This is a genomic window from Martinezella miluonensis (genome assembly GCF_900094545.1).
In the GTDB taxonomy this organism is placed as follows: domain Bacteria; phylum Pseudomonadota; class Alphaproteobacteria; order Rhizobiales; family Rhizobiaceae; genus Rhizobium; species Rhizobium miluonense.
Genome location: NZ_FMAH01000025.1, coordinates 63,460 through 86,994, shown reverse-complemented (window position 1 = coordinate 86,994; position 23,535 = coordinate 63,460). Strand labels below are relative to the sequence as shown.

Below are 23,535 nucleotides of genomic sequence, written 5' to 3'. Positions count from 1 at the left end.
CATAAGCTTATCCAAGACTTTATCAGCAAAGTGCACGACTTTTCAAACGGAAAGGGGCCCGTCGATGACGAGCCCCTCGATTCGTGATCGCTGATGCAGGCATCAGGCCGTCGCGTTGGCCTTTTCTTCCTGCCGATCGGCATAGATGTAGAGCGGGCGGGCGGAACCGCGAACCACTTCCTCGGAGATGACCACTTCACGAACGCCTTCCAGCGCCGGCAGCTCGAACATGGTGTCAAGAAGGATCTTTTCCATGATCGAACGAAGGCCGCGAGCACCCGTCTTGCGGACGATCGCCCTCTTGGCAATCTCACGCAGTGCATCCTCGTGGAAGGTCAGCTCGACGTCTTCCATCTCGAATAGGCGCTGATACTGCTTCACCAGCGCGTTCTTCGGCTCGGACAAGATCTGGATCAGCGCATCCTCGTCCAAGTCTTCCAGCGTCGCCAGAACGGGCAGACGGCCGATGAATTCCGGGATGAGACCGAACTTCACTAGATCTTCCGGCTCCAGCTCACGCAGCACTTCGCCGACGCGGCGATCGTCCGGAGCCTTGACCGTGGCGCCGAAGCCGATCGACGTCTTCTCGCCGCGGGCCGAGATAATCTTGTCAAGGCCTGCGAAGGCGCCGCCGCAGATGAAGAGGATGTTGGTGGTATCCACTTGCAGGAATTCCTGCTGCGGATGCTTGCGGCCGCCCTGCGGCGGAACCGAAGCCACCGTGCCTTCCATGATCTTCAGCAGCGCCTGCTGCACGCCTTCGCCCGAGACGTCGCGCGTGATCGACGGATTGTCCGACTTGCGGGAAATCTTGTCGACTTCGTCGATATAGACGATACCGCGCTGCGCACGCTCGACGTTGTAGTCGGCAGCCTGGAGCAGCTTGAGAATGATGTTTTCGACGTCTTCACCGACATAACCGGCTTCGGTCAGCGTCGTCGCGTCCGCCATGGTGAAGGGAACGTCGATGATGCGTGCGAGCGTCTGGGCCAGATAGGTCTTGCCGCAGCCGGTCGGACCGACGAGCATGATGTTCGACTTCGCCAATTCGACGTCGCCGTTCTTCGATGCATGAGCGAGACGCTTGTAATGGTTATGAACGGCAACGGAGAGGATCTTCTTCGCCTGCCGCTGACCAATGACGTATTCGTCGAGAACCTTGATGATGTCCTGCGGGGTCGGAACTCCGTCGCGCGACTTCACCATCGAGGATTTATTTTCCTCGCGGATGATGTCCATGCATAGCTCAACGCACTCATCGCAGATGAAGACTGTTGGTCCGGCAATCAATTTGCGGACTTCATGCTGGCTCTTACCGCAGAACGAACAATAAAGCGTGTTCTTCGAGTCGCCGCCGTTGCTGCCGCTGACTTTGCTCATATCACTTTCCTTCCAGCACGCCGCCAATTTCCAAGTCGAAATCGCGGTCCACTCAATGCGCCCGCCGGACCTGCTCCTCGTTTGCTAGCAGATCGCGGCGCCCCTCGGGGTACTGAACGCAGGTCCGGCCAACCGGAACTGCGTGGCAACGATTCCCCTTCGAATGCCGAATGCTATGTCACAAAATCGCTACATAGCATCAATGCTTACTATTACCGCGTTCCGTTCCACATTAAACCCCTATTCGATCACAAATGGGATAGAACTGTGGCGTAGAAGCTACCGCCTCGTGGATAAATCACGAGGCGGTCTCTCCTTCCATTTCGGTACGCGACGTCAGCACCTTGTCGATGAGACCCCATTCCTTGGCCTCATCCGAGGACATGAAATGGTCACGATCGAGCGTCTGCTCGACTTCCTCGTAGGTACGGCCGCAGTGCTTGACGTAAACTTCGTTGAGGCGACGCTTCATCTTGATGATGTCACGCGCATGACGCTCGATGTCCGAAGCCTGACCCTGGAAACCGCCCGAAGGCTGGTGAACCATGATGCGGGAATTCGGCGTTGCGAAGCGCATATCCTTGTCGCCGGCGGCGAGCAGCAGCGAGCCCATAGATGCGGCCTGACCGATGCACAGCGTCGAAACGGCCGGCTTGATGAACTGCATAGTGTCGTAGATCGCCATGCCGGCAGTGACGACGCCGCCCGGCGAATTGATGTAGAGCGCGATTTCCTTCTTCGGGTTTTCGGCCTCGAGGAAGAGAAGCTGGGCGCACACCAACGTCGCCATATGGTCTTCAACCGGCCCGGTGAGGAAAATGATGCGTTCCTTCAGCAGACGGGAATAGATGTCGTAAGACCGTTCCCCGCGGTTGGTCTGCTCAACAACCATCGGCACCAGAGCCATAGCTGTATCGACTGGATTTCTCATGTGCGTCCTTTACCAAGCTTGCCCCGGCGACGAAAACGCCGGGAATCGAGTAAAAATCCTTAACCCCTACATAGAGTGTCCCTGCCCTGCACTTCAAGACGCACGAAAGCATAACCTCAAAAAGCTGTAATGCCCCAGGAAGCGTTGACAAAGCATTTCTAAACTCCGCTTTCGCGATGCCAACAGCACGGGTATCGTGCCTTTGTGCAACCCACTGGTTTTCCCGACGGCAAGGTGAAGGAAACGTGAAGGATTATCGCCGCATGACCCAAGCGGGACACACAGGCAAAATTTACCAACTCACTTAATGAACTTACCACCTTATTGGGCGAGGATAGGGCAAATGCAGCCACCGTTGGATTCTGCCTGACGGAAGACTGCCGGGAGTGGAGAAACACCAATCGTGCTGAACATGACCACAGGCCTGACCATTTGGTGCTCGGAAGCCATTACCCTGGCTACCGTTCTCCTTCTTGCCTGGGCGCACGACCGCAAATCTCCCGTCTATCTGGTCTGGGCTCTGGGCTTTGCCGTCAGCGCCATAGGCTTTGCCCTAGTGGCGGCTCGCGGCGTCATCCCCGACATCTGGTCCGTCCAGATCGGCAATGCTGTTGCGCTGCTCGGCGAAAGCGCCTGGATCATCGGCTTCCGGTTGATGGATAAGCGCAAGCTGAAATGGTCTGTGCTGCTGCCGCCTCTCGTCTGGCTGTTCGGCGTCAGCCTGCCCTGGGTCACCGACAATTTCCTCAATCGTGTCGTCGTCTACGACCTTGCCGGCGCCGTTGGCGCGACATTGCTCGCCTTTGCCGTTCAGCCGGCTGCCGGTCGACGCGAGCCGGCTCGCCGGCAGCTTGCCATCGTCTTCACGGTACTCGCCTGTTTCTGTTTCGGCTCCGCTCTCTGGCTGGTATTCGCAGCCCCGACATTGGAACAGGCCCTGATCTATCGCGGCTACACAGCGCTCGGCTACGCGCTGCTCGTCGTCGTCGCCATCGTCCTCAACGGCAAGCTTTTAATGGAACGCTCCGAACGCCGCTGGCGGGCAATTTCCATCACCGACACGCTGACCGGCGTTCTGAATCGGCGGGGACTTCAGGAAAGCTACGAGATCCTTGCCGGTGAAGGTCAGCAGCAGCAGAAACTTGCCGCTCTGCTGTTCGATCTCGACCACTTCAAGAAGATCAACGACCGCTATGGCCACCAGACGGGCGATACGGTGCTCGTCGAATTTGCCCGTGTCGCCCATCAGTTCGTGCCGCGCAGCGGCGCATTCGGTCGAATGGGCGGCGAGGAATTCGTGGCCTTCATCCCCGTGGACGAGCAATCCGAGGCGGAGGCGCTGGCCGAAACCATTCGCGCCGACTTCTGCCGCGGGCCGCTGCCTGCCGGCCGCTCGCTGGTGCAGGCGACGGTCAGCATCGGCGTTGCGGTCATGCCGCGTGACGCCGTCAGCTGGGACCGGCTGGTCTCCGCCGCAGACCGTGCGCTTTACGCCGCCAAACGCGCGGGCCGCAATTGCTCCATCGTCTTCAATGAACTGGAAGCCGCGAATGATACCGACGCGGCGCCCGCGGCGAATGAGGGCGAGCTAGTGCCGACGCTCGACGATCAGATCCAGCTCTTGCGTCGCATGGGCACGCTCTCCAGGATGTGACGGTCCACATATCCCCGACAGCGGGTTCGATAATCCTCTTCGCCTGAGCAGATCTACGCTCTTGTTCAGCAACGCCCACCCGCAAACGCAAAAGGCGCGCTTCCACAGCGCGCCTTCGCAAATTGTGCGGCACTCTCCGGCCGTATCAGCCGTAACGACCGGTGATGTAGTCTTCCGTGCGCTTGACCTTCGGCGCCTGGAAGATCTGCTCGGTCGCGCCGTATTCGATGAGCTCGCCAAGATACATGAAGGCGGTGCTGTCGGAGATGCGGCTCGCCTGCTGCATGTTGTGCGTGACGATGACGATCGTGAAATCGCCCTTCAGCTGCGACACCAATTCCTCGACCTTGGCGGTCGAGATCGGGTCGAGGGCCGAGGTCGGCTCGTCGAGCAGCAGGACTTCGGGGCGAATGGCAATGGCGCGGGCGATGCAGAGGCGCTGCTGCTGGCCGCCGGAAAGGCCAAGTCCGCTCTGGTGCAGCTTTTCCTTCACTTCGCTCCACAACGCCGTTTCCGTCAGCGCCGCTTCAACGCGGACGTCCATTTCCGCCTTGGAAAGCTTCTCATAGAGCCGGATGCCAAAAGCGACGTTTTCATAAATAGACATCGGGAACGGCGTGGGCTTCTGGAACACCATGCCGACCTTGGCGCGCAGATCGTTCAGATCGACGTCCTTGGTGAGAATATTGCGGCCGTCCAGCAGGATCTCGCCCGCAACCGTCTGGCCCGGATAGAGATCATACATCCGGTTGAAGGTGCGCAGCAGCGTGGATTTGCCACAACCCGAAGGGCCGATGAAGGCGGTGACCGCATTTTTGCGGATGCTCATATTCACATCCTTCAGAACGCGATGGCCGTTCTGATAGGTGAAATCGAGTTTCTTCACGTCAAGTTTCGCGAGGCCGAGATCCGACTGGGAAACGGCGCCCTTCCCCTGCTGTGCGTTGACGCTCTGGAAATTGTTGTCGCTCATGTTCATGGTTTCATTCCTATCGTTCGGCGGCTGCGTCACTGGCGGCGCCCACTCAAGACACGGGCAAGGATGTTGAGGACAAGGATGGCAACGGTGATGATCAGCGCGCCGGCCCAGGCCAGTTGTTTCAGGTCCTCGCCGGCATCGGCGGCGAGCGTGTTGATGGCAACCGGCAGCGTGGCGATCGGACCGGTCAGGCCCGCATTCATGAATTTGCTGTAGCCCGCCGTGAAGAGAAGCGGCGCGGTTTCGCCGCTGATACGCGCGACGGCCAGCAGGATGCCGGTGAGGATGCCCGTCCAGGCGGAGCGGTAGATCACCATCGTCATGGACTTCCAGCGCGGCGCGCCGAGCGCGGCGGTCGCCTCACGAAGCGCGTTTGGCACCAGCAACAGCATGTCCTGCGTCGTGCGGTTGACGACCGGAAGGGCGATCAGCGCCAGCGCGAGGATGCCGGCGATGGCAGAGTTGCCGTGCATGGGCACGACCACGGCGCCGTAGACGAACACGCCAACGATGATCGAGGGTGCGGAAAGCAAGATGTCGTTGATGAACTTGGCAAACTCGGCAAGCTTGGTACCGTTGGCATATTCCACCAGATAGGTGCCTGCCAGGATGCCGATCGGCGCGGCGATCAGGATGGCGCAGCCCGTGACCAGTACCGTGCCGTAGATTGCGTTGATCAGGCCACCGCGCGAGCCCTGGGCCGGGATCGACATGGTGAACACGTCGAGGCTGAGCGCCGTTACGCCGCGATAAAGCAGGCTCACAAGGATCACGCTGAGAAAGAATATGCCGAGGATGGCCGCGAGGAAGCACAAGGCCATCATCACCCGGTTCTTCCCATAACGCCTCGACACGAGGTTCTGACGAATTGCATTTTCCATGGGCTCTTTCCTCAATGCGAGTCGCCGCGACCGATCATCCACCTCGCCAGCGCAAGCACGCAGAAGGAAAGGACAAACAGGAGCAGGCCGAGCGCAATCAGGCTCGACAATTGCAGACCGTCGGCATCGCCGAAGTTGTTCGCGATCTGGGCGGAAATGGTGGTAGACGGCGAGATGATCGACGTTTGCAGACGGCTTACCGAGCCTACAACGAAGGTGACGGCCATGGTTTCGCCAAGTGCGCGGCCGAGGCCGAGCATGATTCCGCCAACGAGGCCGCGGCGTGTATAGGGGATCAGGATGTGGCGAGCCACTTCCCATGTGGTCATGCCCATGCCGTAAGCTGATTCACGCAGCATCGGCGGCACGGTGCTGAACACGTCGCGCGCTATGGCGGTGATGAACGGCAGGATCATGACGGCAAGCACGAGGCTTGCCGTCAACAGGCCGACACCCGGCGCCGGCGGCTGGAACAGCAGGCCGATCAACGGCACCTGGCCGATCGTCATGATAAGGAAGGGCAGGATATAGTTCTGCATCAGCGGCACGAGAATGAACAGACCGACGATACCGTAGATAATTGAGGGAACACCGGCCAGAAGCTCGATGGCCGTGCTGATCGGACGCCGCAGGCTGCCGGGGCATAGTTCCGTGAGGAAGATGGCAATGCCGATGCTGAGGGGAACGGCAATCAGCATGGCGATGAGCGCACTCACCAGCGTACCAACCACGGCGGGCACAGCGCCATAGATATCGGCGGGAGCGCTCCACTTCGTGCCCCAGAGGAACGAAAAGCCGAAGGCCTGGAAGGTTGGCAAGGCATCGATGACAAGAACCGTAAGGATTGCCAGCAACAGAAGCACGACAAGAGCAGCCGAGCCAAGCGTCATAAAATAGAAAATCCGATCCTGTGTCCGGAATTTTCTGGTGCTGACGGTGGTATCCAATGCCTGGAAGCCAGCCGTCTGAGTCGCGTCAGCCATCGATTTCCCCTTGTCCTGTCACGAAAGGCGGACAGGGCCATAACCCTGTCCGCCGCAACTTTTCACCTAGCACAAATTACTTCGTGCCGAAGTCCGTCTTCCAGGACTTCTGGACAACCTCGGCAACATTGTCCGGGATCGCAAGATAAGACAGGGCGCTCGCATCCTTCTGGCCGTGCTCATAAGACCACTTGAAGAACTTCAGCGCCTCTTCATTCTTAGCAGCATCAGCCGGCTTCTTGTAGAGCAGAACCCAGGTGGAAGCTGCAATCGGCCAGCTCTTTTCGCCCGGCTGATTGGTGATGATCAGGTTGAAGTTCTTGGCCTTGGCCCAATCGGCGTTGGAAGCAGCAGCCTTGAAGGTGTCGAGGCTCGGCTCGATAACCTTGCCAGCAGCATTCTTCATCTTCGCGAAACCGATGTGGTTGGCGACGACGTAGGAATATTCAACGTAGGAGATCGAACCAGCCGTCTGGTTGACAGTGGTGGAAACGCCTTCGGAGCCCTTGGCACCGAAGCCGACCGGCCATTCAACCGCCGTGTTCGAACCAACCTTTTCCTTCCACTCCGGCGAAACCTTCGCCAGGTAGTCGGTGAAGTTGAAGGTCGTGCCCGAGCTGTCGGCGCGATAAACGACGGAGATCTGCGTGGAAGGCAGCTTCACGTCGGCGTTGAGGGCCTTGATGGCCGCATCGTCCCACTTGGTGATCTTACCGAGGAAGATGTCGGACAGCGTCTTGCCGTCGAGAACCAGCTGGCCCGGCTTTACGCCTTCGATGTTGTAAGAAACAACGATGCCGCCGGAGATCATCGGGAACTGGGCAATGCCGTTCTTCTCGAGGTCGGCGTCGCTCATCGGCTTGTCCGAAGCGCCGAATACGATGGTCTTGTCGAGGAGCTGCTTGATACCGGCGCCCGAACCGACCGACTGGTAGTTGACGACATTATTCGTCGCAGCCTTGTAGCCTTCGGCCCACTTGGACAGAACCGGTGCGATGAAGCTCGAGCCAGCGCCGGTGATGTCGGCAGCCGAAGCTGAAGCAGCCATGACGACAACCAGGCCGGCGGTCAGGCAAAGGGAACGGATTTTCAGGTTAAGCATAGTAGACTCACTTCCTCGAGTGAATGAAAGGATGGCGAGCAGAAGATCGGCGCGAGATACCCATGGTAAATGACCTCCCCACTATCAATCTCCTGGCGACAATGATGGCTCTAATGCCGCATTGTTTCAGTTTGATGACAGTTTAATGAAGCAGCGGTGACACAACCTGCGGCAATCATCGCTGCCATTGCTGAACAGCGTGAAATGGGCCGCTTCAGGCAGCAGACGAACGCGAACTTCATGTTTTGATTCAACAACGTCGTCAGAGCCGGATCACATAGTCCTTGCGAGTCGTTTCAATGACTTCCCAAGTCCCCTTGAAGCCCGGCTTCAAGATCATCCGGTCGCCGGCGCGCAGGTGGAATGTCTCGCCGTCGTCTGCTGTCACGACGGAATAGCCCGACAGGATGTGGAAGTATTCCCACTCGTCATAGACGATCTTCCACTTCCCCGGCGTCGCCTCCCAGATGCCGGCATAGAGGCCGCCATCGGCCTCGTCCAGGTTCCAGGTGCGGAAGATTGGAGCACCCGAAACAAGCCGATCCGCCGCAGGCGCGCCGCTCTCTGGCTCGACGCCATCGACATCCAGTTGCAGATAAGTCGTCATAAATGCCTCCCGTCGATTGCGCTTTCGGCCGACAAACAAGCGCCCCACAGCCGCTCTTCTCGCGGCTGTGGGGCGACACAAGCATGAAATGCCGGGCCATCAGGGATGGCCCTCGGCTTTTTCAGCCCTTTCCGATCCGGCCCTTAGACCTTTGCCAGCGATTGCTGGAGATCGGCGATGATATCCTTGACGTCCTCGATGCCGATCGACAGACGCACGACATCGGGGCCGGCACCGGCTGCGACCTTCTGCTCGTCGGTCAGCTGCTTGTGCGTCGTCGATGCGGGATGGATGACCAGCGAGCGAGTGTCGCCGATATTGGCGAGGTGGGAGAAGAGCTCCAACCCTTCCACCAGCCCCTTGCCGGCCTGATAGCCGCCCTTGAGCCCGAAGGTGAAGACCGAGCCTGCCCCCTTCGGCGAGTAGCGCTGCTGCAGCGCATGGTTCGGATCTTCCTCGAGGCCGGCGTAGTTGACCCAGGCTACCTTGTCATGCCCCTTCAGCCAGCGTGCGACGGCGACCGCGTTGTCGGAATGACGCTGCATGCGCAGCGGCAACGTCTCGATGCCGGTCAGAATCAGGAAAGCGTTGAACGGCGAGATTGCCGGGCCGAGATCGCGCAGGCCGAGAACGCGGCACGCGATGGCAAAGGCAAAATTGCCGAAGGTCGAATGCAGCACGACACCATTATATTCCGGCCGCGGTGCGGAGAGCATGGGATAGTTGCCCGATGCCGACCAGTCGAAAGTACCGCCATCGACGATGATGCCGCCCATGGAATTGCCGTGACCGCCAAGGAATTTCGTCAGCGAATGCACGACGATATCCGCGCCGTGTTCCAACGGCCGAATGAGGTAGGGGCTCGCCATCGTGTTGTCGACGATGAGCGGCAAGCCGTGCTTGTGGGCGACGGCGGCGATCGCCGCGATATCGACGAAGGTGCCGCCGGGATTGGCAAGGCTCTCGATGAAGATGCCGCGGGTGCGCTCATCGATCTGCGCCTCGAAGGTGGCGGGATCGGCCGGATCAGCCCAGCGAACACGCCAATCGAAATTCTTGAAGGACTGGCCGAACTGATTGACCGAGCCGCCATACAGCCGCTTGGCGGCGACGAAATTGTCGCCCGGCCGCATGATGGTGTGGAAGACCAGCAGCTGGGCAGCGTGGCCCGAGGCAACGGCAAGCGCCGCCGTTCCGCCTTCAAGGGCAGCCACGCGCTCTTCGAGCACGGCCTGGGTCGGGTTCATGATCCGGGTATAGATATTGCCGAATTGCTGCAAACCGAACAGAGCGGCGGCATGATCGGCATCCTGGAAAACGAAGGATGTCGTCTGGTAGATCGGCGTCGCCCGGGCCCCTGTCGTCGGGTCCGGCTGTGCGCCTGCATGGATTGCTAGTGTGTCGAAACCCGGATTGTTCGTTGGCATGATATTCCCTCCCGCCAGATTCTATTTGCGATGGAGGGGATCATAACGGCCGCGACACGAAAGTTAACCGCGAACTTTGCCGCGCTCTTCAACTCACGGGAAAAACTTGCCATTTTTCAGCAAGATCGCGCGATAAACAGCTGCTTCGGGTCAGGCAACCAGACGCGGATATTCGATGGCAGGACAGCGGTCCATGACGACCCTGACGCCTGCGGCTTCCGCTCTCGCTGCGGCCGCATCGTCGCGCACGCCGAGCTGCCCCCAGATCACCGGCGGCCGGGGATCGATCATGATGGTCTCCTCGACCACCGACCTCAGATATTCCGGCGCCCGGAAGACATCGACCATATCCACCGGCTCCGGAATATCGGCCAGATGCGCATAGACCCACTGCCCGAGGATTTCCTTGCCGGCTTGCCCGGGGTTGACGGGGATGACGCGATAGCCCCTGTTCAGCAGATAGGCCATCACGCCATTGCTTGGCCGCGCGGGGTTGGGCGACGCGCCGACGAGCGCAATTGTCCTGACGGATAGAAGGATATCGGCGAGATAGGAATCGTCATAACTATCGTGGTTCATCACGAAGCCTCCCTAGGCGATCAAACTTGCATTTTTACCGCAAAAATAGAAACCGCAGCAGCAGTTTCCACGTATATATTACATTATAACAATTTCAGGGAGGATTAACCCGATGAAAAAGATCATTCTCCTGGGTCTGCTGATTGCCTCTGCCTCCACGCCGGCGCTGGCGATTTCCCGCTATAATTCCATGTCGATGACCTGCGCCGAAGCCAAGGCGACCATCAATCGCGAGCGGGCGGTGATCATGCGCTATCCGGCCAGGAGAACGTCAAAAATGACGCTTTATGACCGCTATGTAGCAGATAGCCGCGCCTGCGATGTAGGTTACTATGCCGATCAGGATTATTTGCCGACGAAGGACCGGGCGTCCTGCCCCGTCTACATATGCCGGCCAACAAGCGACCTCGAGGACGAACTATTGATTTTCCGCCGGCGATGATGGGCTAAGGTTTGCCTGCCGCATGCGACTACACACACTAACACGACCGCTGATTGTCCGGGCGCGGTGAGCCGCCACCGCAACGACGATGCGTGGGTTGTTATATGCTTCAATTGAAAGTGCCTTTCAAAGCGCTTTCATAGGTTTTCCGAACACCATCAGACATGTTCCTATGAAATACAATCTTTGTTCGCTATTCATTCACCATCCAATTAGAATAACCTAATGGAGAAGATAAGCGGAACGAGAACCGATAGAGAACGAAGAATATATGCATCTCCGTAGATTCTATCGGGATATAGTTTTGCGATCTGCGCAATCCTACTCATAGCGAATCACCCAGATTTTCAGTTTTATTCTTGAAATAGTCATACTTTTTCATACGATCTACGCACTGGGACGACTGCCATCGCCTGCAATAGTTTACATTATTTGAAAATTTTTCCACTATACTCAAGCGCAATTCAATTAGGACGAGAGAAAATCGCTGCCGCTTCAACCGGCCCATCTTATATGACCGAATAACATTTCTGCAATACCGCGGCACGGCGCCGGTCTTGAACGAGAGAGCGCTAACTCTACCCATGCGTTCACATGGCATGCGACGTTTGTTCGCGATTTATACTGCAATAAATTAGTTATTTATAATATATGCAACCCACATCGAGAACATACGGAGAACACTCCCGCCTCCGATCCGAGGCTCAAAATAGCAGTGCGAAGCAAGGGCGCAACACCGTATTCACGTTGCTTTTTGATGTATTGGGGATCATATGGGAGCCAAACTCCCACAAAATACCAAGTTTTTGCGTCTCCCCATCTGATTTCCGAGGTTTTCGTGTCTCTCGACGTTATCGCCCTTGTGCTCTTCGGCGCGCTGCTGCACGCGACATGGAATGCGATCATCAAGGCCGGGACCGACAAATCCCTCGATGCTGCTCTGGTCTCGGCAGGTGGCGCCGTGGCCGCCCTCCCCCTCTTGCCGTTCCTGCCTTTGCCGGCGTCCGCCGCCTGGCCGTTCATCGGCGCTTCGGCGATCCTGCAGTTCGCCTATTTCCAGCTCGTTGCTGCCGCCTATCGCGCCGGCGATATCGGTCTTGTCTATCCGCTGATGCGCGGCGTAGCGCCGCTGATCATCGTCTCTACGAGCAGCTTCATTCTCAAGGAAACGTTGTCGGGCGGAGCATTAATCGGCACAATGACCATCTGCGCGGGCATATTGACGCTTGCCTTCGAGGCTCGAAAAGGCGGTCGGCGGGCGATCCTGCTCGCCCTTTCCAACGCCGTCGTCATTGCGACTTACACCTATGTTGACGGCATCGGCGCCCGGATTTCAGGCAATTCAATATCCTATACGCTCTGGATGTCGCTGCTGCCGCCCGTCCTGTTGTTCGCCTGGGCGATCTCGCAACGCGGCGCCAATGCCGTGGCTGCCCACATCCGCTATAACTGGTGGCGCGGGCTGATCGGTGGCGGCGGCTCGATCGCCTCGTATGGCGTTGCCTTGTGGGCCATGACCAAGGCGCCGGTCGCGATGGTCGCGGCCTTGCGCGAGACGTCAATCCTCTTCGCGCTGGTCATTTCCGTCCTCTTCTTGAAGGAACGCTCCAGCATCTGGCGCTACATTGCCGGCGCGATTATTGCCGCAGGTGTCCTTGTTTTAAGGCTTGGTTGAAACGCCAAATATGTGGTGTCATTATACCGCATATGTAACTAATTGATTTTCATATGTAATTTTTACGACCGCCCAAATCGGTGATATTGACCGAGCATCACATTCTCTCTATAAGCCGCCGCAGATCGCAGCCTTTCCGGGCCGCTTTCTTTTTGGCTCGCATTTAGCACGCCAAACCAAGCAACAAGAAACGCCCTGACGCCTTCGGGCCAAGGGTCTCAAAAGAGAGTATGCAACATGGCAACCTTCTCCCAGAAGCCTGCAGAGGTGGAGAAGAAGTGGGTTCTCATCGACGCCGAAGGGCTTGTCGTTGGCCGTCTCGCTTCTATCATCGCAATGCGTCTGCGCGGCAAGCATAAGGCTACCTTCACCCCTCACGTCGACGACGGCGACAACGTCATCGTCATCAATGCCGACAAGGTCGTCTTCACCGGCAAGAAGTACGAAGACAAGGTTTATTACTGGCACACCGGTTATGCCGGCGGCATCAAGGAGCGCACCGCTCGTCAGATCATCGAAGGCCGCTTCCCGGAGCGCGTCGTCGAGAAGGCTGTCGAACGCATGGTTCCGCGCGGCCCGCTCGGCCGTCGCCAGATGAAGAACCTGCGCGTCTACGCCGGCTCGAACCATCCCCATGAAGCCCAGCAGCCCGTCGTCCTCGACGTCGCCAAGCTGAACAAGAAGAACGTAAGGAGCGCCTGATAATGGCTGATCTCTCTTCCCTGAAGGATCTCGGCACGGTATCGGAAGCAGCTGCTGCTCCGGTTCACGTCCGCAAGGTCGACTCGCTCGGCCGCTCCTACGCGACCGGCAAGCGCAAGGACGCTGTCGCCCGCGTATGGGTCAAGGCCGGCTCCGGCAAGATCATCGTCAACGGCAAGGACTACACGGCTTATTTCGCCCGTCCGGTTCTGCAGATGATCCTGCGTCAGCCGATCGTCGCGGCTGCCCGTGACGGCCAGTTCGACATCATCGCAACCGTTGCCGGCGGCGGTCTCTCCGGCCAGGCCGGTGCCGTTCGCCACGGTCTGTCCAAGGCGCTGACCTACTTCGAACCGGGCCTGCGCTCGGTCCTGAAGAAGGGCGGCTTCCTGACCCGCGACAGCCGCGTCGTCGAACGCAAGAAGTACGGCCGCGCAAAGGCACGTCGTTCGTTCCAGTTCTCCAAGCGTTAATCGCTTGCCCGAGATGGGATTTTGGAAAGGCCGGGGTTTCCCCGGCCTTTTTCTTTTGACAATGGCGAAATGATGTAGATCCACCGGGCGCGCCACAATGTTTTGTGGCAGATTTGCCCTGCAAACATCGGGGGATTGCAATGGCCAGACTTATATTCATGTTTTTGCTGGCGATCGTCAGTGTCTCGCCTGCCTATTGTGACGATGCAGCGCAGCCGCCGCCTGCCGACAAAGCTGCTGACATGCAGAGCATGAAGGACTTTCTTCAGGCGAACCCCGATTGCACCGAATTCACCGACAATTGCTCCTACTGTCGTGTGACGGACGGACAGGCCGACTGTTCCACGCCGCAGATCGCCTGCGTGAAAAAGCCGTATCAATGCACCGCCCCGGGCAAATAGCTGCCGGACCCTGCTGGCTTGCGATTCCAGGCCAAATCCCGAATTTGACGGTATCCGGAGGGATATAATGAGCACCAGCAATTCATCGCGTTTCGCGGCCACTCCCGAGCCGCCTTACTACATCGTCACATTCGCTTCGATCCGCACCGAAGGCGACAATGGCTATGGCGCCATGGGAGATCGCATGGAAAAACTTGCGCTGGAGCAGGACGGCTGTCTTGGGCTCGAGAGTGCCAGAGGCGCCGATGGCTTCGGCATCACCAACTCCTTCTGGCGGGATGAACAAAGCATCCTTGCCTGGAAGAATGTGGTGTCGCACCTTGCGGCGCAGAAACTCGGCCGCGAGCGCTGGTACGAGGAATATAAGGTTCGCATAGGGCGAGTAGAACGGGCCTATGATTTTCAGGTGAACAAAGGAGACGCCGTTGCCGAGCACGTCGATTGATCATGCGTTTACTGCGGCCAGCCTGACCTCGGCCGCCAGTGACCCGACCTTTGCCGGCGCCCTCTCCTTCATGCGCCGCCGCTTCACCAAGTCGCTGGAAGGCGCCGACGCCGTGGTCTGGGGCATTCCCTTCGATGCTGCGACCTCCAACCGGCCCGGAACGCGCTTCGGGCCGCAAGCGATCCGGCGCGCCTCGGCGATCTTCGACAACGATCCGCAGTATCCTTTCAACCGCGACCTATTCGCCGAAATGGCCGTCATAGATTATGGCGACTGCCTGCTCGATTACGGCAACCATCAAGACACGCCCGCCGCTATCGAGCGACAGGCAACAGCTATCCTCGATAGCGGCGCTTTCATGCTGACGCTCGGCGGCGATCATTTCATCACCTGGCCGCTATTGAAGGCCCATGCCGCCAAGCATGGTCCGCTGGCGCTCGTGCAGTTCGACGCACATCAGGATACCTGGTTCGACGACGGCAGGCGTGTCGATCATGGCTCCTTCGTCGCCCGTGCCGTGCGCGACGGCCTGATCGACCCGGATCGCTCCATCCAGATCGGCATCCGCACGCATGCGCCTGACGATTTCGGCATCCATATTCTCTATGGCCACCAGGTCGAGGATATGAGCCCCGCCGACATCGCCTCGACGATCGTCTCGCATACCAAGGGTGCTCCCGCCTACCTTACCTTCGATATCGACTGCCTCGACCCGGCCTATGCGCCAGGTACGGGGACGCCGGTGGCCGGCGGCCCTTCCAGCGCGAAGATCTTGTCCACGCTGCAACGGCTGCATCAGCTCGACATCAGGGGCGCCGATGTCGTCGAAGTCTCGCCGGCCTATGATCATGCCGATATCACCGCCATTGCGGGGGCAACGGTGGCGATGTATATGCTCGGTCTGCATGCCGAAAGGCGTGCGGCCGGACGCTAAAGTCCGGCTGTTATCATTTTGAATCAACTCCATGGCAAACTGAGTCCGGAAACACTCTGAACCTATTGAAAGAGCAGGAATAACATGGCACCGAAGATCTTCATCGATGGCGAACACGGAACCACGGGCTTGCAGATCCGCACGCGCATGGCCGATCGCCGCGACGTCGAGCTTCTGTCCATTCCGGAAGCCGAGCGCCGCAATGCTGCGATACGCGAAGACATGCTGAACAGCGCCGATATCGCCATTCTCTGCCTGCCCGACGATGCGTCGAAGGAAGCGGTGAAGATGGTGGCCGCTAACAACAATGTCCGCGTCATCGATACTTCGACGGCTTTCCGCATTCATCCCGACTGGGCCTATGGCTTTGCTGAAATGGACAAGGATCAGGGCAACCGGATCAAGACCTCGCGCTTTGTCGCCAATCCGGGCTGCTACCCAACGGGCGCAATCGGCCTCATCCGTCCGCTGCGCGCGGCCGGCATCCTTCCGGCCGGCTATCCCGTGACGGTCAATGCCGTATCCGGCTATACCGGCGGCGGCAAGCAGATGATCGCCCAGATGGAAAACCCGGACCACCCGGATGCGATCAGCGCGCCGCATTTCCTCTACGGCCTGACGTTGACCCATAAGCATGTGCCTGAGATGACGACGCATGGCCTGCTCGATCGCGCGCCGATCTTCTCGCCGTCCGTTGGCCGGTTCCCGCAGGGCATGATCGTGCAGGTGCCGCTGCATCTCGGCGATCTGGCGGAAGGCGCGACGCTGGAGAGCATCCATGCCGCACTTGTCGAGCATTATGCCGGCCAGGATATCGTCCAGGTCGTCTCCCTGGAGGAGAGCCGGACCCTGCCGCGCATCAATGCCGTCGAGCTCGCCGGCAAGGACACGATGAAGCTCTTCGCCTTCGGTACGCCGGGCGCTGCCCAGGTCAATCTGGTCGCGCTGCTGGACAATCTTGGAAAGGGCGCATCGGGCGCCGCCGTGCAGAACATGGATCTGATGCTGGGCGCCTGAGGCGCAAAGCATAACCGGAGAATCTGAGAGCCCGGTCGATCGTCCCCTCTTAGGGGATAGATTGGCCGGGCTTTTTATCGGGCTAACGTCCCTCGCCAATTTAGGCACTCGCGCGTCCGCGGCCACAATTTTGCCTTCCAGCTAAATTAGCAGGCGCTACACGAAGAATTGATCCCCGTGACGCGATGCGGCTTATTGTCGGCCGAATTCGTTCTTTAACGGCTTCGCGGGCCGGGATGAATTGGGCGTTAGACGTATCTCTTTTTTCAATGAATATCCAAGAATGAGCCAGTGTAAAGGAATTGGTTACCATAATTCGGCATGCTTCCAGACAGTCGGCAATGTGGTGGTCGGACGCGGGTTCCGCGTCAGGACGCGTGTGCATCTGTGAGCCGGCATAGTGTCTGTGTAGTTTGGATAACGAGTATCATGGCGTTTGTCACCGAAGACTTCGGTAACTTCAATTCGCGTTCCGGCTACGCCTCGCGACGGAAAAAATCCTTCAGCATAAGCCCCGGCCCCTTGGCCACCGGCGTCGCCGTTATGGCTTTCGCCTGGGTCGCGGCAACGCTGATCACCACTCAATCGATGGTGCTGTCCCTCCCCGGCGCCAATACGACGGCGAACGACTTCCTGACGCCGCGAGCATCGGCTTTCATCGTGCCGCAGGGCCATATGGCCCACCCCGCCCGCCTTTCCAGCCAGGTCGCATCGCTGAACGGACAAAGCCGCTTCGCCGGTGTACCCGCAAACGCTTCGGTAAGCGGAGCAGCCTCTACGCCGGCCTCAGATGATGTTCAGACGAAAACTGCCAGCAAAGACGCCATTCGTTCGCAATTGGCAAACGCTCTGGTGCAGCAGGCATCCCAGATCAAGCTGGAGCAAAGTGCTGCGGCAAGCATCAAGGGCGGCCGCATCGAAGTGGCAGCCGCCTCGCCTGAAACGCTCGACCATCTGCGCAAGGTGATCGCCGTCAACTTCGCCGCTGCGGTACAGTCGCTGGCGCAAGTCAAATATGCTGCCGCTTCCATACCCACGGCAGGTCCGGCGAAGGCCGATCTGCTGCCGGTCGCAGTAGCCTCGGCGTCTCCTGCAGGCCTGCCGGCCATCGCAGAAGCAACGCCGCTGCCGGCCAAGGATGCCGACATCGCGATGACGGAAGCCGTGCTGAGCGTAGTGCCGTTGGCCCGCCCGGACCGCGAACCGGAACTGCGGCGCGTTAACACCCCCGCGCCCGCTTCCGCCGCCATCGCCAGAGCAACGGTCAAAGACACGCCCGCGCAGCCGCCGGCACGTCTCCTCGCCTACGCGGATCCCGATGAGAGCTCCGTGCGCAAGGCGAAGCCCTTCATCAATCCCTTTGCCGCCATCAGTCCCGGCAGCGGTACGGCGATCTACGATATCGAAGCGAAGACTGTCTATCTCCCGAGCGGCGAGCGCCTCGAGGCGCATTCCGGCCTCGGCCACATGCGTGACAATCCCCGCTATGTCGACCGCAAAAACACCGGCCCGACGCCGCCTGAGACTTATAAGCTGACTTACAGGGAAAGCCTGTTCCATGGCGTACGGGCGCTGCGTCTGACACCCACAGGCGGCGGCCGGGTCTATGGCCGTGACGGCTTGCTGGCGCATACGTACATGCTCAGAGGAGGCCGTGCAGAATCGAATGGCTGCGTGGTCTTTAAGGATTACAATCGCTTCCTCGCCGCCTTCAAGCGCGGTGAAATCAAGCACTTGAAAGTCGTGTCGCGGATGTCGTCGGCGGCAAGCGTCGCCTCAGCACGCTAAGAAGGATTGAATTGAGGCGCGATGCGCCTCAATGTCCCACGACGATCGAGGTCTGGCGCGGCAATTCGCCATAAAAGCCCCGCCAATTGGCGATCGCGAAACCAAAGACGATCAAAGCACCCGCCTGATGCGCCAATGCCAAGTGTAGCGGCACCTGCAGCAGCAGCGTGGTGATGCCGAGTATCGCCTGGATCAGCACAAGCAGGAACAGGACGACCGAGCGGCGCGCATGTGTTGTCTGCGGCGCGGCGCGCAGCGAGACAATCATGTTGAAAGCGACGACGACGAAGAGCGCGTAGGCGCCGAGACGATGAACGAACTGCACCGTCTTCGGGTTCTCAAAGAAATTGATCCAGCCCGGTGACTGCACGAGCAGTCCATCGGGGACGATGGCGCCATCCATGAGCGGCCAGGTATTGTAGCTCATGCCGGCATCGAGACCGGCGACAAGGGCGCCGAGATAGATCTGAAACAATGCCATGATGGCGATGAGACCGGCCAGTTTTGCCGAATAACGGGTTGGCGCCGGCTCGTTCGAATGCGGAGACAGCGCCCGCATGAACCACATACAGGCGGCGAAAATCAGACAGGCCGTCACGAGATGGGTCGCGAGACGATACTGGCTGACATCGGTGCGCGCTTCCAGGCCGGAGGAGACCATCCACCAGCCGATTGCGCCCTGCAGCCCGCCAAGGAGGAAAATGCCGGCAAGCGGCAGCCAGAGCTTGCGCTCGACCCGGCCGGTCAGGACGAAGAACAACAGAGGCACGCCGAAGATCACGCCGATGGTGCGCGCAAGCAGCCGATGCGCCCACTCCCACCAGAAAATGCCCTTGAACTCATCGACGGTCATGTCCTTGTTCAGGATCTGAAACTGAGGGATGTGCTTGTAGAGCTCGAACTCGTCCTGCCATTCCTGCGCATTCAGCGGCGGGATGACGCCGTGGATCGGCTGCCACTGCGTGATCGACAGGCCGGAATTGGTGAGGCGCGTCGCGCCGCCTACCAGTACGAGGCCGAAGAGAACCAGCAGCACACAGGCGAGCCAGAGGCGGATGGCGCGGCGATTGCGATCCTGACGGACGACTTCCTTCAAAATAGCCTGTTCCGACGTGAAATTAGTGGCAGCCATGACGTCTCCCTTCGATCAGGCTGTTGATTTGCCCGATAGGGGCGTGCAAAACAAGTCCCGGGAGTTTGCGGCATGCCGTCGCGGCATGTTGTCGTCAGAGGAGAAACCACCCCGTGCCACTTCGCCTGCGTAAATTCATCGGCATGATCCTGCTTGTGCTGCTGGTTGTAGTCTATGCCATCGTAGCCATGATCGTTGCCGTGCGCACGCTTGGAGACCAACCCGGCTGGGTTCAGTTTCTCTACTTCCTTCTCAGCGGCACAATCTGGGTGCTGCCCGCCATGGGCATCATCAAATGGATGGCGGGGCCGCGTCCGCAATAACGGATGTGTTCAGCCCGTTTACGCAACGCTAACCTTGATCTACGGGATATGCGGGCGGATTGTACCATCTTAAGCCAAAGATAAGCCGCCAGCAGCAAAACTGCGTTCGAATGCCGCCAATGCGGGAAGGATCGAATGCAGACGCAGGAGCAAGATATCGCCGGCACCGCCGTTGCCTCGGCAACGGGCAGGCGGGATGCGCCCGCGCCAACGCCGCCGGTGCTGCGCGACGATCTGCGGATCGACGTCTTCGACAGCATGGCGCCGCTCGAGGCCGAATGGCGCGCGCTGGAACAGGACAATCTGACCTCTCTGCATCAGAGCTATGACTGGTGTGTGCCCTGGGTCGAAACCTTCCGGCATCCACTCGCCATCATTCGCGGCTCTCTCTCAGGCCGGACCGCTTTCATCCTGCCGCTGGAGATCATCCGCAGCCGTGGCGTCAGGCGGGCCGAATTCATCGGCGCACGCCACAGCAACATCAATACCGGCCTGTTCTCCGCCGAGTTTCGGACGAGCGGAGAATTGACGGCGGTACAAGTGGCGGCCATCGCCGCGGCCTTGCGCGGCAAGGCTGATATCGCCATCCTGCGCAACGTACCGCTCAGCTGGCGCGGCGGCAGAAGTCCCCTCGCCTCGCTATCTGCCGTGGAGAACCAGAACCGCGCCTTCCAGCTGCCATTCCTGGACAGTTTCGAACTCAGCCTGAAACAGGTGAACGCCAAGCGGCGACGGAAGAAGTTCAAACACCAGAGCCGCATCCTCGACGCCAAAGGCGGTTATGAATATGTAATTGCCGCGCCCGATCAGCAAGATACCCTGCTGGACCTGTTTTTCCACCAGAAGGCGGTTCGCTTCAAGGAAGCCGGCCTGCCCGATGTTTTCGCCGACGACCCTACCCAGGCCGCGCTACACCGGCTGCTACGCCGACGGGCAAATGATGGTTTCGACGCCACGCTGCAGATGCACGCGCTCCGGCTCAAGGGCGAGCATGAGGGACATATTCCCGCCGTCGCAGCCTTGTCGCGCAAAGGCGATCATGTGATCTGCCAGTTTGCCTCAATCGACGAGTCGCTGGTTGCGGAAGCCAGCCCCGGCGAGCTGCTATTCTGGCTGATGATCGAGCGGCTGCATCGTGAGGGTGCCGCCATCTTCGATTTCGGTATCGGTGACCAGACCTACAAGCGTTCGTGGTGTCCGGTGGAAACCACGCAGCATGATTTGCTCATACCCGTCTCCACCGCCGGCCATGCGGCTGCAGTGATCCAGCGCAGCATCACGCGCGCCAAGACGGCCATCAAGGGCTACCCGCAACTTTACACCTTCATTCAAAGGCTGCGGGCTCGGCAAGGTACCGGTTCGGCTCCGGCGGACGACAACGAAAAAGATTGATCAGGCAGCGTCGCGACGCGTATCCGGATCATGTTCCTCGCGCCAGCCGGACATCAGGATGATGTGCTCGTAGCCGGCCTTCTGGAATTCGGTCATCGACGAGAGGAACTGCTTTTCGTCGGGCTGCGGCATGGAAAGAATGATTTCCGTTTCCTTGCTTCGCGTCAGCCGCGCCACACCCGAAACCTCCGCCGCGCCGCATTCCACCAGGACGATATCATAGGCCGAGCCGAGGGCGTCGAGGATCAGGGACAGGCGGTCGGCGCCGCGCATCGCGCGGCCGAGGTCGCTCATGCCCTGCGGCACGAGATGGGCATCGGAAAGCCGGTCCGGGTGGATCGTATCGGCAAAGGCCGCCTCGCCGCAAAGCAGATCGGTAACGCCCGGAAGTTCCTGATGCTCCGCCATGAGCCTGGAGGGGCAACCGCTTCCCGTCATATCGACCAGCACGATGCGATTTCCTGCATCCGCAATAGTCCGTGCGAGCATGATGGTTGCGGTCGAGCCGTCATCACCGCTCGGTGATATGGCAATTGCCAGCCTGGAGCCGCTGTCGACAAGATAATCGGCGACAGACTGGATGGAGAAATCCTCCTCCTCTTCCGATTTCTTGACCGCTTCCTTCGGCTTGTGCGCGAGATCAGCAGCTTCTTCCATCTCCTGTGCCCGGGTTTCGTCGGCAGGAACTGAAAGCATGCTTGCGGGCGCGGTGACGTGCTTGACGGCGACAGCCTCCGCCGGGGTATCGGACTGACGAAGAAGCGCGACTTTGGTTTCGTCCGTTTCCTGCCGACCTACCGGCCCGACCGGTCGCAATGCACGACCGCTGAACAACTCCGCCAGCATGATGACGATGGAGGTCAGAAGGAAGGTTGCCAAGGTCGCGACAACAACGATCGGGCCGACCTTCGGGAAAGCGGGATCGACCGGCTCCACCGCCGTCGAAACGACGCGGGCATCGGCCGGGCTGGAATTCTTGTCTGCGCGAGACGCCGCCTCGCGATAGCGGGCGAGATAGGTCTCGAGCAGTTGCCGCTGAGCTGCGGCTTCACGCTCCAGCGCATTGAGGCCGACCTCGTCCTCCCCCGCCTTGGCGCTTGCCGCCTTCAGCGTATTCGACTGTGTCAGCAACTGCTGTTCGCGCAGCTGTGCCACCTTGGACTCGTTGTCGATACTGGCAAGGATCCTCTGAGTTTCGCGGCTGATCTGCTGGCGGATGTCGGCAAGCTGTGCCCGCAGGCTCTTCAGACGCGGATGACCGTCCATCAGCGTCGTGGACAGGTCCGAAATCTGCGATTCCAGGTTGGATTCCGTTGCCTTCAACCGCTGAACGGTCTGCGACCCGGAAACGTCGGAGAGCGTGTCGGTGGAGCGGCCGCTGGAGAGCGCATTGCGCACCGCCTGAGCGCGTGCGTCGGCACTGGCTCTGTCGCCGCGAACCTGTGTGAGCTGCGAGGAAATATCGGCAAGCTGCTGGGTGGCGAAATTGTTGTTCTGGCTGGTCTGAAGCAGGCCGTTGGCAGTGCGATAATCTGCAACCTTCTTTTCGGCCTCGCCGACCTTTTCGCGCAGTTTGGTGATTTCCGGCTCCAGCCAACGCGTCGCCTCGCTGTTGGAATCCAGCTTGGCGCCGCTCTGCATGGACAGATAGACCTGCGCGATCGCATTCGGCACGCTGGCTGCCAAGGACGGATCGCGGGAACTGAAGCTTATGCCGATCACGCGCGAGGCGTTGACCTGGTAGACCTGCAGCCGGCCGGAGAACGCATCCAGCATCCGCTCTTCCGGTGCCTTGTCGCCGGCAGCACGCTTCAGATGCAGCTTGACGAGAATATCGGAAAGCGCGGACTTATTGTTGGCGGCATCGAATTCCGGGCGCTCGTAGAGCTTGAGATTGGTAATGACCTGCTTGATCAGGTCCGCCGACTGCAGGATCTGAACCTGGCTGGCAATATTGAGTTCGTCCAGCAGCGGGGCGGAACCGGAATCGTTGCTGGTCGTCGTCGCAAAGGCCGGCGCTCGCTGCTCGATCAGGATGCGGGTTTCGCTGCGGTATTCCGGCGAAATGACTTTAGCAACCGCGAACGCCAGACAGGCCCCTGCCAAGGTGATGGCAACAACCCGCAGCCGCCGCCGCCATACGGCGCGAAAGAGCTGCGCAAGATCGATGTCCACATCCTGCTGGGTGTTGTTGACACCGGACATGTGCAAAAACTCCGTAATAGAAAGCCGAGAATAATCGTAAACGACTATGGTAACCCAAGCGTTAATAGTATTTCGCCCGCGTT

At 59.4% G+C, this 23,535-nt stretch carries 23 protein-coding genes; 12 read left to right on the top strand and 11 right to left on the bottom strand.

The annotated features are described in order from the left end of the window. Positions 1-102: 102 nt before the first annotated feature. Both clpX and clpP read right to left on the bottom strand, forming a co-directional pair. Positions 103-1,380 carry an ATP-dependent Clp protease ATP-binding subunit ClpX gene (gene clpX / locus GA0061102_RS19725; RefSeq protein ID WP_092852377.1) on the bottom strand — a complete coding sequence of 426 codons (1,278 nt, stop codon included), beginning with the start codon at positions 1,378-1,380 and terminating at the stop codon, positions 103-105. 298 nt (positions 1,381-1,678) lie between these two features. Beyond that, the gene (clpP, locus tag GA0061102_RS19720) at positions 1,679-2,311 is read right to left on the bottom strand and encodes an ATP-dependent Clp endopeptidase proteolytic subunit ClpP (protein WP_092852375.1); all 633 of its coding nucleotides are present in this window, start codon (positions 2,309-2,311) and stop codon (positions 1,679-1,681) included. A 412-nt stretch (positions 2,312-2,723) separates the two neighbouring features. On the opposite strand from clpP, the gene GA0061102_RS19715 reads away from it, so the two are divergent. Then, positions 2,724-3,965, top strand: a complete 1,242-nt coding sequence (locus GA0061102_RS19715) for a GGDEF domain-containing protein (RefSeq protein WP_245298071.1) — start codon at positions 2,724-2,726, stop codon at positions 3,963-3,965. 145 nt (positions 3,966-4,110) lie between these two features. Here the strand turns inward: GA0061102_RS19715 and pstB are convergent, their stop codons facing one another. The 7 genes from pstB to GA0061102_RS19680 all read right to left on the bottom strand — a co-directional run bounded on the left by pstB (position 4,111) and on the right by GA0061102_RS19680 (position 10,523). Next, positions 4,111-4,944 carry a phosphate ABC transporter ATP-binding protein PstB gene (gene pstB, locus GA0061102_RS19710; protein ID WP_092852371.1) on the bottom strand — a complete coding sequence of 278 codons (834 nt, stop codon included), beginning with the start codon at positions 4,942-4,944 and terminating at the stop codon, positions 4,111-4,113. A gap of 29 nt (positions 4,945-4,973) precedes the next feature. Continuing rightward, on the bottom strand, positions 4,974-5,825 hold the full coding sequence (pstA, locus tag GA0061102_RS19705; protein WP_092852369.1) for a phosphate ABC transporter permease PstA: 852 nt from the start codon (positions 5,823-5,825) through the stop codon (positions 4,974-4,976). Positions 5,826-5,836: 11 nt separating this feature from the next. Next, positions 5,837-6,808: a phosphate ABC transporter permease subunit PstC gene (gene pstC, locus GA0061102_RS19700; protein WP_092852367.1), complete on the bottom strand. Its 972-nt coding sequence runs from the start codon at positions 6,806-6,808 to the stop codon at positions 5,837-5,839. Between the two features lie 76 nt (positions 6,809-6,884). Beyond that, positions 6,885-7,910 (bottom strand): phosphate ABC transporter substrate-binding protein PstS, encoded by a 1,026-nt coding sequence (gene pstS, locus GA0061102_RS19695; protein WP_092852365.1) that lies wholly within the window; start codon positions 7,908-7,910, stop codon positions 6,885-6,887. Between the two features lie 262 nt (positions 7,911-8,172). After that, the gene (locus GA0061102_RS19690; protein WP_092852363.1) at positions 8,173-8,517 is read right to left on the bottom strand and encodes a cupin domain-containing protein; all 345 of its coding nucleotides are present in this window, start codon (positions 8,515-8,517) and stop codon (positions 8,173-8,175) included. A 143-nt stretch (positions 8,518-8,660) separates the two neighbouring features. After that, positions 8,661-9,944, bottom strand: coding sequence for an O-acetylhomoserine aminocarboxypropyltransferase (locus GA0061102_RS19685; RefSeq protein ID WP_092852361.1), 1,284 nt, complete (start codon positions 9,942-9,944; stop codon positions 8,661-8,663). Positions 9,945-10,094: 150 nt separating this feature from the next. Next, positions 10,095-10,523, bottom strand: coding sequence for a CoA-binding protein (locus GA0061102_RS19680; protein ID WP_092852359.1), 429 nt, complete (start codon positions 10,521-10,523; stop codon positions 10,095-10,097). A gap of 112 nt (positions 10,524-10,635) precedes the next feature. Here GA0061102_RS19680 and GA0061102_RS19675 point away from each other — a divergent pair, with 112 nt between their 5' ends. The 9 genes from GA0061102_RS19675 (at position 10,636) to GA0061102_RS19635 (ending at position 18,400) form a co-directional block, all read left to right on the top strand. Further along, positions 10,636-10,965, top strand: a complete 330-nt coding sequence (locus GA0061102_RS19675) for a hypothetical protein (protein ID WP_092852357.1) — start codon at positions 10,636-10,638, stop codon at positions 10,963-10,965. Positions 10,966-11,803: 838 nt separating this feature from the next. Then, positions 11,804-12,640 (top strand): EamA family transporter, encoded by an 837-nt coding sequence (locus GA0061102_RS19670; protein ID WP_092852355.1) that lies wholly within the window; start codon positions 11,804-11,806, stop codon positions 12,638-12,640. A gap of 237 nt (positions 12,641-12,877) precedes the next feature. After that, positions 12,878-13,342 (top strand): 50S ribosomal protein L13, encoded by a 465-nt coding sequence (gene rplM, locus GA0061102_RS19665; protein ID WP_004122374.1) that lies wholly within the window; start codon positions 12,878-12,880, stop codon positions 13,340-13,342. Between the two features lie 2 nt (positions 13,343-13,344). Then, positions 13,345-13,815, top strand: a complete 471-nt coding sequence (gene rpsI, locus GA0061102_RS19660) for a 30S ribosomal protein S9 (RefSeq protein WP_092852353.1) — start codon at positions 13,345-13,347, stop codon at positions 13,813-13,815. 158 nt (positions 13,816-13,973) lie between these two features. Continuing rightward, complete coding sequence (locus tag GA0061102_RS19655; RefSeq protein ID WP_139115076.1) at positions 13,974-14,216, top strand: hypothetical protein; 243 nt, start codon at positions 13,974-13,976, stop codon at positions 14,214-14,216. Positions 14,217-14,283: 67 nt separating this feature from the next. Further along, on the top strand, positions 14,284-14,661 hold the full coding sequence (locus GA0061102_RS19650; RefSeq protein ID WP_092852349.1) for an antibiotic biosynthesis monooxygenase family protein: 378 nt from the start codon (positions 14,284-14,286) through the stop codon (positions 14,659-14,661). Beyond that, the gene (gene speB, locus GA0061102_RS19645; RefSeq protein ID WP_092852347.1) at positions 14,642-15,595 is read left to right on the top strand and encodes an agmatinase; all 954 of its coding nucleotides are present in this window, start codon (positions 14,642-14,644) and stop codon (positions 15,593-15,595) included. Before GA0061102_RS19650 ends, speB begins: the two co-directional genes overlap by 20 nt. An 84-nt stretch (positions 15,596-15,679) precedes the next feature. Further along, positions 15,680-16,612 (top strand): N-acetyl-gamma-glutamyl-phosphate reductase, encoded by a 933-nt coding sequence (argC, locus tag GA0061102_RS19640; protein WP_092852345.1) that lies wholly within the window; start codon positions 15,680-15,682, stop codon positions 16,610-16,612. A gap of 429 nt (positions 16,613-17,041) precedes the next feature. Then, the gene (locus GA0061102_RS19635) at positions 17,042-18,400 is read left to right on the top strand and encodes a DUF2778 domain-containing protein (protein ID WP_092852343.1); all 1,359 of its coding nucleotides are present in this window, start codon (positions 17,042-17,044) and stop codon (positions 18,398-18,400) included. 28 nt (positions 18,401-18,428) lie between these two features. Here GA0061102_RS19635 and GA0061102_RS19630 read toward each other — a convergent pair whose 3' ends face one another. Beyond that, positions 18,429-19,532 carry a COX15/CtaA family protein gene (locus tag GA0061102_RS19630; RefSeq protein WP_092852341.1) on the bottom strand — a complete coding sequence of 368 codons (1,104 nt, stop codon included), beginning with the start codon at positions 19,530-19,532 and terminating at the stop codon, positions 18,429-18,431. A gap of 113 nt (positions 19,533-19,645) precedes the next feature. On the opposite strand from GA0061102_RS19630, the gene GA0061102_RS19625 reads away from it, so the two are divergent. Next, complete coding sequence (locus GA0061102_RS19625) at positions 19,646-19,855, top strand: DUF2842 domain-containing protein (protein ID WP_092852339.1); 210 nt, start codon at positions 19,646-19,648, stop codon at positions 19,853-19,855. Between the two features lie 135 nt (positions 19,856-19,990). Beyond that, positions 19,991-21,247: a GNAT family N-acetyltransferase gene (locus GA0061102_RS19620; protein WP_092852337.1), complete on the top strand. Its 1,257-nt coding sequence runs from the start codon at positions 19,991-19,993 to the stop codon at positions 21,245-21,247. Here GA0061102_RS19620 and GA0061102_RS19615 read toward each other — a convergent pair whose 3' ends face one another. Further along, positions 21,248-23,452 carry a GumC family protein gene (locus tag GA0061102_RS19615; protein ID WP_092852335.1) on the bottom strand — a complete coding sequence of 735 codons (2,205 nt, stop codon included), beginning with the start codon at positions 23,450-23,452 and terminating at the stop codon, positions 21,248-21,250. Positions 23,453-23,535 lie beyond the last annotated feature (83 nt).